The sequence below is a fragment of the Acidobacteriota bacterium genome (assembly GCA_019347945.1).
In the GTDB taxonomy this organism is placed as follows: Bacteria; Acidobacteriota; Thermoanaerobaculia; order Gp7-AA8; family JAHWKK01; genus JAHWKK01.
Window position 1 is genome coordinate 131,190 of the sequence record JAHWKK010000009.1, and the last position, 14,722, is coordinate 145,911.

Consider the following 14,722-nt stretch of genomic DNA (forward strand, 5'->3'; position numbering starts at 1 on the left):
GTGAAGCGACTGTCTGACCGGAAACTCAGAACCGGAAACCGGCCGAGAAACGATAGGTACGCGGCAGCTGGTAGTGATTCGGGCTGGTCGCGGTACCGAAGCTGGCATTCTTCCGCCAATCCACACCCTCGACCGGTGTATCGGTGAAGGGGTTGAAGTTGGTGAGCCGGCTGACGCTGGTGCTTCCCGCGATCTGCGCCGATTCGTCGAAGAGATTGAGAACTTCACCTTCGAGGAAGATCTCGAATCCACCGATCGGGAGACCCCAGTTGAGGGCCAGGTCGGTTGCCGTCAGATCATCCCATCGGAACTCACCCCGGTCGCTGAAGAAGTACGTGACCGAGCCGGGCGGGGTCGCATAGCCAGGATTCGTGACGAAATTAGCAACCGGAACGTTGGCAACGGCAGAGTACGCGGTACCGGAATCGTAGCGCTCGAGAACCGAAATGTTGAGGTTTCCGAGTCCGCCGAGCGGCAGGTCGTAGCCCAGCCAGATACGTGCTTTATGCGTCTGATCGGAAAGAAGGAAACCGGTCGGGTTGTGAGCGGCGAAGCCCCGATACTCGACATAGGTGTTGATGTTGTCGGTGATAGGACCGCTGCCCCTGTTCTCACCTTCCGTGTTGCCTTTCGTCTCCGACCAGGTGTAGTTACCGCCAATGTTCAGGCGAGGCATCGGGCGGAATCCAGCCTGTAGAACGATTGCATCGTAGGTCCGCTCGAGGTCGTTGGTGTTGCCGAACCGAGTCAGATCGAGCTCGTTACCCGCGGCCACGATCGTCTCACCAGGCGTGGTGAACGTAGCGTAGAAATCAGCCCAGTCACGATTGATGTAGTCCGCACGAACGAAGCCGGTGCGACCCAGCGTGGTGCCGAAGCCGACTGTGAACTCGTCGACGCTCGGGCTCTGCAAACTACCATCGAAAATCTGGTTCACGCCGGGGATACCGGCGCCGACCAGAAGATCGGTGTTGCCGACTCCACAAGTGGACGGATCGTTCGGATCCGAGCACTGGCTGAGGAACCACCTGAAGACCTCTTCGAGAACGCCAAACGAATCGAGACCGCTGTCCGGGCCGCCGATCGTCGGTCCACGATACTCGAACTGGAAGTACGAAGGATTACCGCCACCAGCCGTACCGCCGATACCTTCCTGGATCTTCGAGACGTACTTCGAATAGCTGGCGTTGACGCGGAAACGGCCGTCACCGTTAACGTCCCAGGTTGCGCCGAGCCTCGGGCTGAGATTGCTGTCATCCGAGATCTTGCGGCCGGAGCTGTCGGCGCCGTCGTTTTTGTCGTACCGGGCGCCGATGTTGAAGCTGAAGTTCTGGTTGAAGTCCCACTTGTCATTGATGAAGATCGAGTCGGTCTGAAAGTCCGAACCCTGAGAAAGGATCTGGATCGGAACCCACTGAATCAGATCTCCCTCGGCGATTACGGGGCGGAGTTCTCCGGTCGAGGTGCGCGTCGGCCGGATGCCGTTGTAGACGTAGATGTCGAACGCCGAACCGGACTGATGGTTGTTGGCGAAACGGCTTTCTGCAAAGTTCTCGTAGCCCGCGACGATGCTGTGCGATCCGAGATTCGCCGTCGAAAGGTAGTACGTACCTTTCAGCTGAATCGTCTCGCTCTCACGGATCTCGTCGTCGCAGATTCCGCAGAAGATTGGAGCACCCCAGGCGCCGCCGAACGAAAGGTCGTATGCCCAGGTTCCAAGGGCGATGTCACGGGGATCCGTGAAGTCGGTCGTGATGAAGTCGCCGCCGCTGTTCGAGAACCGGAGATCGCGGAACGAGTAGCCCGCTTCGACGAGGAAGTTGTCGCTCATCACGCCGGAGTACTGCGCAGTGATCAGCTCACGCGGGAGCTGACGGCCATTGATGTCCATCGTGCTGAGGTCCCAGCAGCCGAACGCGCAGTGCGGAGTCTGGTCGACTGTGTAATCGAGATAAGTACCGACGAGGCTGTGAGCCTCGCCGAGGCGACCGCTGAGCTTGGCTTCCCACCGCTCATCGGTCTGAATCGTCGTCGGACGCGGAATCGTGCTGGCCGTGAAGAAGCCAGGGAGATCCTGCTCAAAGTAACGGCCCGCTCCAAAGAACCACAGCCGATCGCGAACGATCGGTCCGCCGAGGGTCGCCTCGTACGTCTGGTTCAGATTGCTCTCCTGCTGCGGCTCGTCGAGAGGAGTCGTTTCATCCCATGAAGGATTCGTGAAACTATCGCGGAAGCTTCCCGAGAACTCGTTTCCACCGGACTTGGTAATCGCCGAAACGACACCGCCCGTAAACCGGCCGAACTCGGCCGAGATCGAGCCCGTCAGAATCGATGTTTCCTCAATCGCATCCTCGATGAAGAGATTGTCCGTCTGACCACGAATGTTCTCGTTGGTCGCCGCTCCGTCGATCAGGAAGAGTGAATCGAATGCATTCGCTCCGCTGATCGTAATCGCGTTGCCCGGACCATTCGTGCTCGTGGACGGGGCGAGCGTAACGACATTCTGAATCGTTCGCCCGATCGGGAGATCAGAAACCATCTCCTGCTCGAACGAGGTCGCGACTTCCGTCGTTTCCGCCACCGTCACCGCTGCCGCCGTGACTGTGATCTCGCTGGCGAACTCCGACAGCATCATCTCGGCGTTGACTCTCTGCGTACGCGCGAGCCCGACTGTGACCTGCTGCTGCTGAGTCGTCATTCCAGACATGTCGAACTGCACTGTGTACTCGCCGGGCGGAATCGAGGGGAAATTGTAGTTCCCGTTGATGTCCGTCACGGCCACACGTGAGCCCATCAGATTCGGAGAGGTGATCGTGACCGTCACCCCCGGGAGCCCCGCTCCCGCATGCGTCACCGTCCCGGTCAATGTACCCGTGGTTCCCTGCGCGAACGCCGGAATCGAGCACAGGAGCAGAACGGCTAACAGTCCCAATACGTGTTGGTTTGACTTCATGTAAACCTCCTTGGGTTTATGTGGACACTGCACAATGAAACTCAACTGCCGCTCCGTCTCTCGTGCAACCGGACATCCAGCGCTCGCCACGCGCTATCTGTTGCATCGTCGCAAGTTATGAGTTTCTCCTTCCCGAGGAGTCTTCAACGGATTGATTGCGGTGATCTGAATGTCGAAGCTGCTGCAACCAATTGTGTTACGCCCGAGTTACGGGGAAAACAAAGCAGGCAAGGGCGCGACTATCCCGCTTCCGTTCGTTCATCGGGTCCTGAATCCCGCATCGGCCAATCGCGATCAAATTTCCGAATGAGCCGATGAAACCTTTTCAGTTTTGTCGCGTTTTTACGAGAAGAAGACTTCTGATTAAACGTAGAATCGGTGGCCGATGGCTGTCTGCAGGACACTCAAATACAAGATTCGAAGCGAGAACGGAAGCGAGGCCGAGCGTATGCTCTGGACTTTCCTCCGAAGCATCCGTATGGTCGAGCCGGGAACCGATTACCGCGCATATGTTCACGAGGACGGTCAGACCTACACGCACGTCGCGTCCTTTATCGATAGTGAAGCCGAGTTTCATCATCGCAATGCTCCGTACACACAGAAGTTTCGCGACTCGATCATGCCTCTCTGTGAATGGGGGCCTCAGTCCGAAAAGGTGAGATCGTTCGGCTGAACCGCGTCGTTGCCTCGAAGTACTCAGACCGTCTCGTTGTTCTCGGGAACCCTCTTCGAAGCGTACATCTCCGAGTCGGCCTGATCGATGGCCTTGCTCAAACTCTCGAGCGAAGTAAACGACCGGACGCCGATCGAAACGGCGGTCGGAATAGTCGACTGAATCGCGGCATCGTCGAGCCGGCGGTCGAGATCTTCGAACCGAGCCCGCGCGGCGACCTCGTCGAGTCCGAACAGAATGACGAGGAACTCGTCACCGCCCCATCGAAACACGAGATCATCACTTCGAACCAGCGCGCGTATGGCCGTCGCAACCTGTCGGATCGCGACATCACCCGCTGCATGCCCGAACGTGTCGTTGATCGCTTTGAGGTCGTCGATGTCGACGATCGCAACGCTCCCATGTTCTTCTCCTGAAGTCCGCTGCACGAGCGAGTAGTACGCATGACGGTTCAACACCTCGGTCAGCGGGTCGTGGCTGGCCAGCGATTCGAGCCGGTGGTAGGACTCGGTCAAAGCGAGCTGCGCCGCGACCGCCGCCAGCAGTTCGATGTCCTCGGCCGAGTACTCCGTCTCCGAACGCTTCGGGCCGAAAAGAATGAAACCCGTCACGCTGGAGTCGACGATGATCGGAACAATCAAGGACGCGCCGGTGACGCTCAGCCAGATCCAGTAGCTTCCGTCCAAAGAATGCCGTCGCAGATCGACGCTCGGGTTGAGAATATCGACCGAGACCGCATCGCCCCGTTCCTCGAGCAAACGCAAAAGCTCATGATCCGCCGGCAGCGCGGGCTCTCCTCTCGGTAACCCGAGGGTCGTCCGCGCCCGGAAAACCATCCCTCCCGGGTCGGGCCGCCAGATCGAGACGTATTCGGGATGGAGCGCTTTCTCGGTCTCGGTCAGGATGATTTTCTCGAGCGTTCGGACATCGGTGCCCTTCTGGATCAGTGAGATGAGCTGAACCAAAGCCTTCCGTGCATCGTACTCGTCGCGGAAGAACCTCCGATCGATGAAATCGGCCACACGCCTTCTGAGTCGCAACATCAGGATCCAGGCAAGCAAAACGATCACGCCTTCCCACAGATGCGCTACAAACAGATCCCTCAGTGTGTTGTCGCGATGAACCCAGAGAAGAACGAGGAGAATCGCGACCGGTACGAGGAGGATTCCCGCAAGAACCATTCGCGCCAGAGTGTGCTGAACACTTTTTCGAATGCTCACCCTGATTCCGAATACGCGATGCCTCGCGATGGCCCAGACCAGGACCACAGCTCCGACGGCGACACCGATCCAGAAGACGATACGCCCGATGGCCGACCAGGTCGCTCCGGCTCCCGCCGCGTCCAGAAAGATCCCGAAAAAATATCCGGCGGCCGCGGGTACCAGTGCCGCGAATACCATCCGGACGCGTCTCTCCTCGGAGCTGGATACGACGTTTCGGAACTGAACCGAGAGTATGACCAGCGAACAGACCAGCAACGCTGGACTGAAGATTTCGTCGAGTCGCCGGTAGTTGAACACCGTGGAGATCTCCGGTGAATAAAAAAATGCGAAAACCCTCCGGATGCCGACGATCGCGATCGGGAAGACTACGAGATACGGGAGCCATTGAATCCACCGAGTACCGCCTCGCACTACGAGAGACCGGGGAAAAATCAGAGCGAAATGCACAATGGCGCCCAAGAATCCGATCCGGAGGAGAACATCCGTCGCGTGAATGACGGTCAACACGGGAGCCCCCAGGATCGGTTCGAATATTCCACCGAAGCCCGGAAGGTCGAACAGCTCGTTGCTGCCTACGAAGCACGCCAGCGCCGCCGCCATGGCGCGAGCCGGCGCATAGCCTGGCCTCAAAGCCAGAAGAGCTGCCGCGAGCGCGAGAACCAGAAGGTTGATCGTGATCCGCATCCAGTCGGTAATCGCCGGAAGGAAGCTCCCGGAACGGATGGCCTCCAGGCTCCGGCCGGCCCGTCGCGACACCGGCACGATCGTGATCGTCCGAAGTCTTCCGTCGCGCTCGATCAGCAGGGGTGCCGCTCGATCCGGGACGATCTCGTACAGCGGAGGAAGGCCGCTCGACGTGGTCCGACCCCCCGGTCCCGCCGCAAGCCGGTCACCCGGTCGGATTCCGGCCTGATCTGCCGGGCCCCCCTCGGTCACGGCCGTCACCACTCCGCTGCTCTGCTGCCACTCGAGTCCCGGCGCCGCGGCGCCGGACAGCGCCAGCAGGAGAAGCGAGAACATCGCTGCGGCGATCCCGATCAGGAGCCAGCAGAACCGGGAGCCCCCGGGGAAAAACTCTCTTCCAGGTCTCACCGTCAGCTCGAGGTCTGGGCCGCATTTCTCGACGGCATCAGCTCCGAGAGTATCCAGATCGGCCCGATCAGCAGATGCGTCAGGTTTCGCGCAAATGCCGGAGCCTTTCTCTCGTAAAGCCCGTGCCCGAGAAACTGCAGGATCCAGCCGAGGACAAAAAGGACAACGTTGATGGAAAGAGGGATGTAGGTGCCGACGACCCACGCCACGAGCGAAACCACGAGCATCGCCGCGCCGTATCGCCAGTCGAGAGCGAAATAGAAGACTCCCGCTGCGAGGATCAGCAGCAGCGCGGCATCGACCCAGCCTCCGGTCCCGGGGAGATCGAGACGCGACAGCAGGCCGAGCAGCGAAAGGAGAATCATCGGAATGCCGAATCGATGACAGATCTTGTTTCCCGCCGTACTATGGTAGGAGGCGTAATCAGCGAAGAGATCATCGAGACGGCTCACGCGTCCATTCTGCCACAGGAGTAATCCTCGAGGCAGGGGCTGTTGCGGAAACCGGAGGGACGAGGTTGGAAGAGCGAAGAAGCCGATCGCGGTGGGTCATTGCGCAGAAATGGCTGATCTGGCTCAGCCTGATTGGTGTGGTATTCCTTCTTCGCCATCTCTTTCCGATCTTCTTTTTCACGTTCATCCTCGCCTACATCGGCAACACGATCGTGAGAGTGGCCTCGCGCCGCTATCCACAGCGTCGGATCATTCTCGTGGTCCTCTATGCCGGTCTCATCGCCGCGATGAGCGGGGTCCTCGTGATCGTCGTACCGAGATTGCTGTATGAAGCGAGGGAGCTCGCCCGCTCCTACATCGAAAAGGATCCTGCTGCAGTCACCAGCTACGAGGAGATGGGTGGCAGTCGCCCGGTTCCGCAGATGTCGGCACCCCCGCCCGTCGATGCGGCCCCGGTCGAGGGGGATCTCGAGAATGCCGAAGGAATCGAGCCGTCTCTGATCAGCCGAGAGGTGAGACGGATATTCGACTCGTTCGTTCAGAGATCGCTGGGAAGCGACACTCTCGCCTCGCTCAAACTCAACGAGTTCTACGAGGTCATCATCACGCAGGTAGAGATCTGGGTCGCGGAGTTCGTACCACAGGTGATCATCGGCATTCGGGAGCTCGTCAACGGATTTCTCCGGGTGGCGCTTCAGTTCGGGCTCGCGATTCTCCTCTCCTTCCTGATTCTGTGGGATCTTCCCCGGCTGCGGAGAGAGATCCGCCGCCTGGCGACCGGGCGGACCTCCGAGGTCTACGAGGAGATCGCTCCCGGGATGACCGCTTTCGGCGTGATGGTAGGGAGGGCCTTCGAAGCCCAGACGGTGATCGCACTCGTCAACACCCTGCTCACGTCGCTGTCATTCATGGCACTCGGCCTGACGTCGATCTCGCTGTTGAGCGTCATCGTCTTCCTCTGCAGCTACGTTCCGGTCTTCGGGGTCTTCCTTTCGACGATCCCGGCTGCATTGATCGCTCTGAAGGTGGGCGGGATCTCGAAGGTCCTCTGGCTCACGGTCGCGATTCTCGTCGTTCACGCGATCGAGGCGTACGCGCTCAATCCGGTCATCTACGGCCATCACATGCGCATGCACCCCATTGCCGTTCTGGTGATTCTCCTGGTAGGAGAACATCTTTTCGGGATCTGGGGTCTGCTTCTCGGCGTGCCGATCGCCGCGTTCGTCTACCGTTATGTGATTCGGGGAGACGAGGTCACTCTCGGCCCGGCGGAATCTCACGCGCGGCTGGAAGCGGCATCTTGAGCGGCCCGTACTTCGCGTACGGATCGAACCTTCATCGGAGCGGAATGCGCAAGCGATGTCCGGAGGCACGTTTCGTATCGAGCGCAACGCTGACCGGCTGGCGCTTTCTCATCAATTCCAATGGGTGGGCGACCATCGTTCCCGCGCCGGAGGACGTCGTTTTCGGCTGTCTCTGGATTCTGAGCGAGGCCGATGAACACCGCCTCGACAGCTACGAGGACGTCGCGGGGGGACTGTACGAGAAAACGATCGTATTTCCCGGTCCGAAGGGGGATCGAGCAATGACATATGTGGCCACGAACCGTCAGCCAGGCAGTCCGAATCCCGACTATCTCGAAAGGATCATCGGTGCTCTCGAGAACCTCGACGCACCGCCCGAATACGTGAGCTCGATCGTGACGCGGTTCCCGCCCGGGAAATCGGAAGGCCATGCCGGCCGTTGAAACCAGCGTCGTACGAGGCCATAATCAATATTGCAACCGTTCGCGTAAGGGTGTGAAGGGTGTGATTTACAGATGAATCGGCTGGCTCTCATATTTCTGGTCCTGACGATGACGTCTCCGTCGATGCTCCGCGCGAACGCGCAGGAAGCAGAGGAAGCGACCCTGTTGCGCGAGGGGGCCAGCGAGGAGATCCTGATCGTTCGCGAGGGCGACGTGATCCTCGTCCCGGCCGATCGCATCGTCCGGGCCCTCGGCGGTACCGTCGAAAAGACGACGGAAGGATTCGCGCTCGAGGTCGACGGCAGACGAGCCTCCGTCTCGACCACGAGCCGCACCGCACTCTCCGGCGAAGATCTCATCACGATGCCGGTCCTACCGGTATCGATCGAGAACCGGCTCTTCGTTCCGATCGAGTTCTTTGCGGATTTTCTCCGTCCATCCGAGCTCGCTCTCGCATGGGACGAAACGCTCCGGGCCGTTTCGATCCAACCCCTCGTCCGCAATCCCGTATCGGTCGAAGTCTCGATCATCCGGGTCGACCCGATCTCGAAACTGATCCTGCAGACGGAGACGAAACGGAACTATCAGGTAGTTCGCCGGCCTGCATCGTATGTGATCCGTTTCGGCGCACCCGTGTTCGCCGATTTTTCCGAAAAGCGATTCGATGACCCGATGGTCTCGAGGGTCACGGTCCGGGGTAACGAGCTGGAGATCTTTCTCAGAACCCCTCAGGCCGCCGCCGACGCGTACGAGCTCGAATCACCTCCGCGGATCGTCCTCGACATCGCTCGAGGATCGGCACCGACACTGAGCGCTCCTCCGCCACCGAGGCGACCGAGTTACGACCAGACTCCGGAGCTCGACATGATCGTGATCGATCCGGGCCATGGCGGAGTGGAGATCGGGGCGCAGGCCCCCGACGGGTTTTTCGAAAAGGATCTCACTCTTGCAATCTCGAAACGCCTGCGCGAGATTCTTCGCGCACGCGGATGGCGCGTCACCCTGACTCGCGACGAAGATACGCAGGTCGCGCATGACGACCGAACGGCCATCGCAAATCAGCAGCGCGCCGACCTCTTTCTGTCGATTCACATGAACGCTGCGCCAGTTCGCTCGGCGACCGGAGCCGAGACGTACTTCCTTTCCCTCAAGGCCACCGACGAGCGGGCACAGCTGTCGGCCGAACGCGAAAATCTCGGCGCGCCCGCGCAGGCACCCGGTGGGAACGATCTCGACCTCATTCTGTGGGACCTCGCGCAGCAGAGCTACCTCAAGGAATCGAGCCGATTCGCCGAGCACATCCAGGACGCCATGGCAATCGCGACAGGCGTCGAGCGTCGCGGGGTCAAACAGGCACCGTTCCGGGTCCTCGTCGGCGCAATGATGCCTGCCGTGCTCGTGGAAGTCGGCTTCATCTCCAATCCGGATGAAGCGAACAGACTCCGCGACGACGGCTACCAGATCGCCGTCGCGAGCGCGCTTGCCGATGGAATCGAAGCGTACCGGGCCGAGTACGAATCGAGGGAGAATCCCCGGCAAGCCGAGCGGCAAACTTCGCCGGATGCGGCTTCGGCGGCTCCGGGCGGGACGTCCCGGAGGTGAAGCGCTTCCGCGTATTCTTCTCCCCTCTGACCCTTCTGCTGCTCGCCGCCTGTGCGAACGAGCCGCCATCAGCTCCCCCCACCACCACGCCCGACACCCGACTCACCGACGAGGGCCAGCCGACCCAGCGCGAGATCAGTCTCTATTTCGCGAACCCTTCGCTCGGCCTCACCGCCGAAACCCGGACGGTCGTGGTCCCCTCCGACCCTCCCCTCGCCCTCGCCCTGGTCGTCTCCGAGCTTCTCCGTGGCCCCCTCGAGGAAGGTCTCTCTCCGCTGTTTCCGTCCGACACCATCGTCCTCTCGGCCTACCTCCTCCCTGATCAGGTGGCGATCGTAGACCTGGGTGGGAAGACGCTCGAGGATGGATGGCAAACCGGCAGTCTCAACGAGATGCTCGCCATCCGCTCCGCCATTCTGACCGTCACCACGAACTTTCCCGAGGTCCGAAGCGTTCAATTTCTGGTGGCTGGCTCGATTCGTGCGACGATCGGAGGGCACGTCGATAGCTCAAAGCCACTGGTGCCTTTCGGCCCCTGATGGTTACCGATCTGTTACGTGTGAATTTTTTCACGATCATTGAAACATGACTTGTGCGATAATGCTCGACGCAGCAAGCAAACGAATGGAGTTACTGGATGGGCAGGTGGAAATCTCGTCGACGTATTCATCCTGCCAAATCAAATGATGAAGCCATCATTTTCCTGATGATCTTTCCAAACTATCCCCACTGAATATCCCATCAGAAATCGTTTCCCGACCCCATCCAGTTAAATGCGAGCCCCGATCCGAAAGGATCGGGGCTTTTTTTGAGAAAGATAGAATTCTGCCCATGGCCGGCAATCGAAGGCTGACAATCCTGGACGTCATGGGGCCGGTCATGGTCGGCCCCTCCTCGTCCCACACCGCGGGAACCGCCCGGCTCGGGCGGGTCAGCCGCGAAGTGCTGGGCTTGGTTCCCGACGCACTCCGCTTCCATCTCCACCCTCCGCTGGAGAAGACCTATCGCGGACACGGCTCCGATTTCGCGCTGGTGGGAGGCGCGATCGGAATGAGTGTGGACGACCCGCGAATTCCCGAGGCGATTCGAATCGCCGAACAGAGCGGGGTGGAGATCGACTTCCAAGAAGAAGATCTGGGGGATGTGCATCCGAACACCGTCCGGATCGAAGCAGCTTCAGGATCGCGGACGGTGGAAATCATCGGCTCGTCGATCGGAGGGGCGGCGATCGAGGTCTTCCGCATCAATGGTTTTCCCTCCCGTTATTCGGGTGACTCGCCGACGCTGCTGATGTTCTATCGCGACCGCCTGGCAATGATCCACCAGGTGACCGGGATCCTCGCGGAAGAGGGAATCAACATCGCGTCTCTGGAGTGTTCACGCAAGGAGAGAGGACGCGAAGCGTTCATGCAGATCGACCTCGACTCGCCGCTGTCGTCCGGAGCCATTGCGACGATCCGCGGCCTCGAGGACGTTCGCGAAGCAATATTCATCGACCGTATCGCATGAGGAGGCGACATCCATGATCTCGACATTCAGAGAGCTCGCAGAGGAAGCCGACGGACGGGATCTCGCTGAGGTTCTGCTGGAAAGCGATGAGCAGAGCCTCGACGTCGCGCAGGAGACGATCCTCGAAAATCTCCGCAAGCGACGGAGCATCATGCTCGAGTGCGTCGCGCGAGGCCAGGGAGGCGGAACCTCCATGGGCAAGCTCGTCGGCAACGAAGCGAAGGCGCTCGCAGACGCTTACGCGTCGGGGGCCTGTTTTCTCGACCCGCTGACGATCAAGGCGATGATCTATTCGCTCGCCGTCATGGGGGAGAACTCGCGAATGGGGGTGATCGTGGCGGCACCCACTGCAGGAGCCGGAGGGGTCGTCCCCGGAATGCTCCTCGCGCTCGAGGAGGAGCGCTCGATCGATCCCGAGCGAACCGTGCGTGCGATGGCGGTGGCGGGTGGCGTCGGATCGCTCGTCGGGCTCCAGGCCGACATTTCGGGCGCCGCGGGAGGCTGTCAGAACGAGGTCGGCGTCGCCGCCGCGATGGGAGCGGCCGCCGCGACCTACATGATGGGCGGCTCGTCCAGACAGTGCATCCATGCGGCGGCCCTCGGTCTGAAAAATGTGCTCGGTCTCGTCTGCGACCCGGTCGGCGGTCTCGTCGAAGTTCCCTGCGTCAAGCGGAATAGCTTCTACGCGATTCATGGCCTCACCGCGGCCCAGCTCGCGCTGGCCGGAGTGGAGAGCGTCATCCCAATGGACGAAGTCGTCGAGGCGATGGTACGGATCGGTCGCGCACTTCCGCGAGCCTTGAAGGAGACCGCTGAAGGGGGTCTGGCCACCACGCCCACCGGCTGCGAGATCGGGGATCGCATCAAACGGGAGGCGAACGAGCGTCGCGCCGCCAAAGCGGCCGAACGTGAGCGGCTCGCGGCCGAACGGAAGGCTTCAGCCGAGTAAGTCGTAGCTACACGGCTGTTGGCCAAATCGATGACCCGAGAGCCCCGGTTAAGTCGCGCCAGCCTCTTCAACCGCGATTCACGAGCTTCCCCGAACACGGTCGACGCCCTCACAACTTGTCATCCTGAGCCGCCGAAGGACGGCGAAGGATGACAAGGGGCGGACTTTTTCCCGCCATCGTCTCTACCCCGGGTTTGAGCAACAGCACGCGAAGGTCGGACCCGCCCCCTCATTACGATTTTGACCCCGTCATCGGCCTTCTTCTAGACTGGCGCTCGAAAATTCGATCCCTCCGGGGAGAACGAAAGGACCACGCGCGATGACGGACGAACGAGACGACGAACTGACGCGGGAGGGTGCAACCACAGCCGATCTCCCTCCGGTCGGAGGCGCTGTCGACATGGGCAACATGTGGTTCGGTCAGCCACGCGCGCTCTCCACTCTCTTCTACACGGAGATGTGGGAACGGTTCAGCTACTACGGAATGAGGGCTCTCCTCATTCTCTTCATGACGGCCGCCGTCACCGGGCCGAATCCCGGCCTCGGTTATGGCGTCGAGTTGTCCGCGGCGATCTACGGTCTCTACACCGCAATGGTTTATCTGCTCGCCCTCCCCGGCGGCTGGGTCGCCGACAAGATCTGGGGGCAGAGACGGGCCGTTTTCGTCGGCGGATGCATCATCGCTTCCGGGCATTTCTCGATGGCCGCACCGATGATCGGACTCCCCGAGGAGTTCTTCTTCTTTCTCGGCCTGATTCTCATCGTGATCGGCACGGGGTTGCTCAAACCGAACGTATCGACGATCGTGGGCGATCTCTATCCTCGACCGACCGGACCCGCCGACGCCGCTGCCGCGCACTGGGGGGCGCGCCGTGATGCGGGGTTCTCGATCTTCTACATGGGGATCAACATCGGAGCAATTCTCGGACCGCTGTTCTGCAGCCTGATCGGCGAAAACTACAGCTTCCACCTGGGATTCTCTCTCGCAGGTTTCGGCATGGTTCTCGGTCTGATCCAGTACAAGCTCGGGGACCACTACTTCGGCTCGGCCGGCCTTCTCAAGACCGGTGAGCAGCCGGAGGTCGTCTCCCGCCGGGCTCGGGCGTTCTATCTGAAAGCCGCGGCGGTTGCAGCCGCCGCCATCATCTTCGGATATCTCGTCAATACCGGCGTGATCCCGACGACCCTGACCGAGATCGTGACGTGGATCGGATTCGGGATTCTCGTCCTGGTCCTCGCCTACTTCGCCTTCCTCATATTCGACGTCAAGCACGCCGCGGGAATCATCGTGGTCTGGGCCGCGCTGCTCGCCGCGTTCATCGGTGCTCAGGGAACCGAGGTGGGAGCACGAAATGCGACGCTCCTGACGCTCGCCGTTTTCATCGTCTACTGTCTGGCAGTCGTCGGAATCCGAGGCGAGGCTGTGAGCGCTCAACAGAAACGATACATGGTGATCGTCTGGGTCTTTCTGCTCGCGGCTCTCTTCTGGTCCGGATTCGAGCAGGCAGGCTCCTCGATGAACCTCTTCGCCGAAGATCTGACCGACCGGTTCTTCGGACCTGCTCCGAGCCTGACCCTCCTGATTTCGATCGTGATCGGAGTCGTCGTGGCCATCGCGCTGGGATACGCCTGGCTGCGAGGGATTCTCAGACGCCACGACCTCTTCCCTCTCGAGAAAGTCGTTACCGGTTTTCTCATCGTCGGCGCCGGCGTGGGAGCGTTCTGGCTGGCTCGTCGAATCAACGTCGGCTGGGAGATCCCGACCGGCTGGCTTCAGATGGTCAACCCGCTCATGATCGTCCTCCTCGCTCCGGTTTTCGGATGGCTCTGGACCTGGCTCGCGCGGCGGAACAGAAATCCTTCGATTCCGGTGAAGTTCGGACTCGGACTTCTCGGACTCGCCGCCGGCTTCTTCGTGCTCTCATGGGGTGCCGCGAACGCGACGCCGGATGCCCGGGTCGGTATCTCGTGGCTCGTCGTGACTTACTTTCTCCATACGGTCGGCGAGCTCTGCCTCTCGCCGGTCGGGCTCTCCTCGATGACCAAGCTCGCGCCGGACGACCGGGTTGGCCAGATGATGGGCATCTGGTTCGTCGCCACTTCGCTCGGGAATCTGATCGCGGGGCTGGTGGCGGGACAACTCGAATCCCTTGCTCCCGCTGCGCTCTTCAACAGCGTGGCACTGATCATCGGGGGCGGCGGACTGGTCGCACTGCTCGTATCGCCCGGGGTCAAGCGGCTGATGGGCAATATCGAGTAATTATTACGAATCGGTGAACGAGCGGCAGGGAGCCCCGAACCTCCTCCGCTCCTCGTCCGTCCAAGAAATGGATCGACGAGAATTACCCTTCATCCAAACTCCTACACGCAAGAAGGCCCCGGATCTTCCCCGAGATCCGGGGCCTTTGAGCTTTCAGTTAGACGGGGTCGGGGGGTTAACAGTTACAAAAAGCGGGCGCACCAAACCCCCCGGGGCTTGAGAATTCGCTTGAAAAAAAAATAGAAAACCCACCCCCCCCACA

Annotated in this window: 11 protein-coding genes; 8 read left to right on the forward strand and 3 right to left on the reverse strand. The window is 60.6% G+C overall.

Annotated elements, in window-relative coordinates:
- Nucleotides 1–25: 25 nt before the first annotated feature.
- Entirely contained in the window at nt 26–2,953 is a 2,928-nt protein-coding gene (locus KY459_08105; GenBank protein MBW3564673.1) for a TonB-dependent receptor, read from the reverse strand.
- Between the two features lie 385 nt (nt 2,954–3,338).
- On the opposite strand from KY459_08105, the gene KY459_08110 reads away from it, so the two are divergent.
- Nucleotides 3,339–3,626 (forward strand): hypothetical protein, encoded by a 288-nt coding sequence (locus tag KY459_08110; protein ID MBW3564674.1) that lies wholly within the window; start codon nt 3,339–3,341, stop codon nt 3,624–3,626.
- A gap of 23 nt (nt 3,627–3,649) precedes the next feature.
- Here the strand turns inward: KY459_08110 and KY459_08115 are convergent, their stop codons facing one another.
- Both KY459_08115 and KY459_08120 read right to left on the reverse strand, forming a co-directional pair.
- On the reverse strand, nt 3,650–5,941 hold the full coding sequence (locus KY459_08115) for a diguanylate cyclase (GenBank protein MBW3564675.1): 2,292 nt from the start codon (nt 5,939–5,941) through the stop codon (nt 3,650–3,652).
- Between the two features lie 2 nt (nt 5,942–5,943).
- Nucleotides 5,944–6,393, reverse strand: coding sequence for a DUF962 domain-containing protein (locus tag KY459_08120; GenBank protein ID MBW3564676.1), 450 nt, complete (start codon nt 6,391–6,393; stop codon nt 5,944–5,946).
- Nucleotides 6,394–6,458: 65 nt separating this feature from the next.
- On the opposite strand from KY459_08120, the gene KY459_08125 reads away from it, so the two are divergent.
- From KY459_08125 to KY459_08155, 7 genes are all read left to right on the forward strand, one after another.
- The gene (locus KY459_08125; GenBank protein ID MBW3564677.1) at nt 6,459–7,697 is read left to right on the forward strand and encodes an AI-2E family transporter; all 1,239 of its coding nucleotides are present in this window, start codon (nt 6,459–6,461) and stop codon (nt 7,695–7,697) included.
- Nucleotides 7,698–7,741: 44 nt separating this feature from the next.
- Entirely contained in the window at nt 7,742–8,140 is a 399-nt protein-coding gene (locus KY459_08130) for a gamma-glutamylcyclotransferase (protein ID MBW3564678.1), read from the forward strand.
- Between the two features lie 72 nt (nt 8,141–8,212).
- Nucleotides 8,213–9,742: an N-acetylmuramoyl-L-alanine amidase gene (locus tag KY459_08135; GenBank protein ID MBW3564679.1), complete on the forward strand. Its 1,530-nt coding sequence runs from the start codon at nt 8,213–8,215 to the stop codon at nt 9,740–9,742.
- On the forward strand, nt 9,739–10,281 hold the full coding sequence (locus KY459_08140) for a GerMN domain-containing protein (protein ID MBW3564680.1): 543 nt from the start codon (nt 9,739–9,741) through the stop codon (nt 10,279–10,281). The genes KY459_08135 and KY459_08140 overlap by 4 nt, the downstream gene beginning before the upstream one ends.
- A gap of 292 nt (nt 10,282–10,573) precedes the next feature.
- Nucleotides 10,574–11,251 (forward strand): L-serine ammonia-lyase, iron-sulfur-dependent subunit beta, encoded by a 678-nt coding sequence (gene sdaAB, locus KY459_08145; GenBank protein MBW3564681.1) that lies wholly within the window; start codon nt 10,574–10,576, stop codon nt 11,249–11,251.
- 13 nt (nt 11,252–11,264) lie between these two features.
- A complete protein-coding gene (gene sdaAA, locus KY459_08150; GenBank protein ID MBW3564682.1) occupies nt 11,265–12,200 on the forward strand; it encodes an L-serine ammonia-lyase, iron-sulfur-dependent, subunit alpha in 936 nt (311 codons plus the stop codon).
- A 400-nt stretch (nt 12,201–12,600) separates the two neighbouring features.
- Complete coding sequence (locus KY459_08155; GenBank protein ID MBW3564683.1) at nt 12,601–14,460, forward strand: peptide MFS transporter; 1,860 nt, start codon at nt 12,601–12,603, stop codon at nt 14,458–14,460.
- The last annotated feature ends 262 nt before the right edge of the window (nt 14,461–14,722 follow it).

What these genes read in the sequence shown, in the direction of transcription:
- sdaAA (MBW3564682.1), top strand. Translation starts at nt 11,265, where the DNA reads ATGATCTCGACATTCAGAGAGCTCGCAGAGGAAGCCGACGGACGGGAT.
- sdaAB (MBW3564681.1), top strand. Translation starts at nt 10,574, where the DNA reads ATGGCCGGCAATCGAAGGCTGACAATCCTGGACGTCATGGGGCCGGTC.
- KY459_08105 (MBW3564673.1), bottom strand. Translation starts at nt 2,953, where the DNA reads ATGAAGTCAAACCAACACGTATTGGGACTGTTAGCCGTTCTGCTCCTG.
- KY459_08130 (MBW3564678.1), top strand. Translation starts at nt 7,742, where the DNA reads ATGCGCAAGCGATGTCCGGAGGCACGTTTCGTATCGAGCGCAACGCTG.
- KY459_08155 (MBW3564683.1), top strand. Translation starts at nt 12,601, where the DNA reads ATGGGCAACATGTGGTTCGGTCAGCCACGCGCGCTCTCCACTCTCTTC.
- KY459_08110 (MBW3564674.1), top strand. Translation starts at nt 3,339, where the DNA reads ATGGCTGTCTGCAGGACACTCAAATACAAGATTCGAAGCGAGAACGGA.
- KY459_08135 (MBW3564679.1), top strand. Translation starts at nt 8,213, where the DNA reads ATGAATCGGCTGGCTCTCATATTTCTGGTCCTGACGATGACGTCTCCG.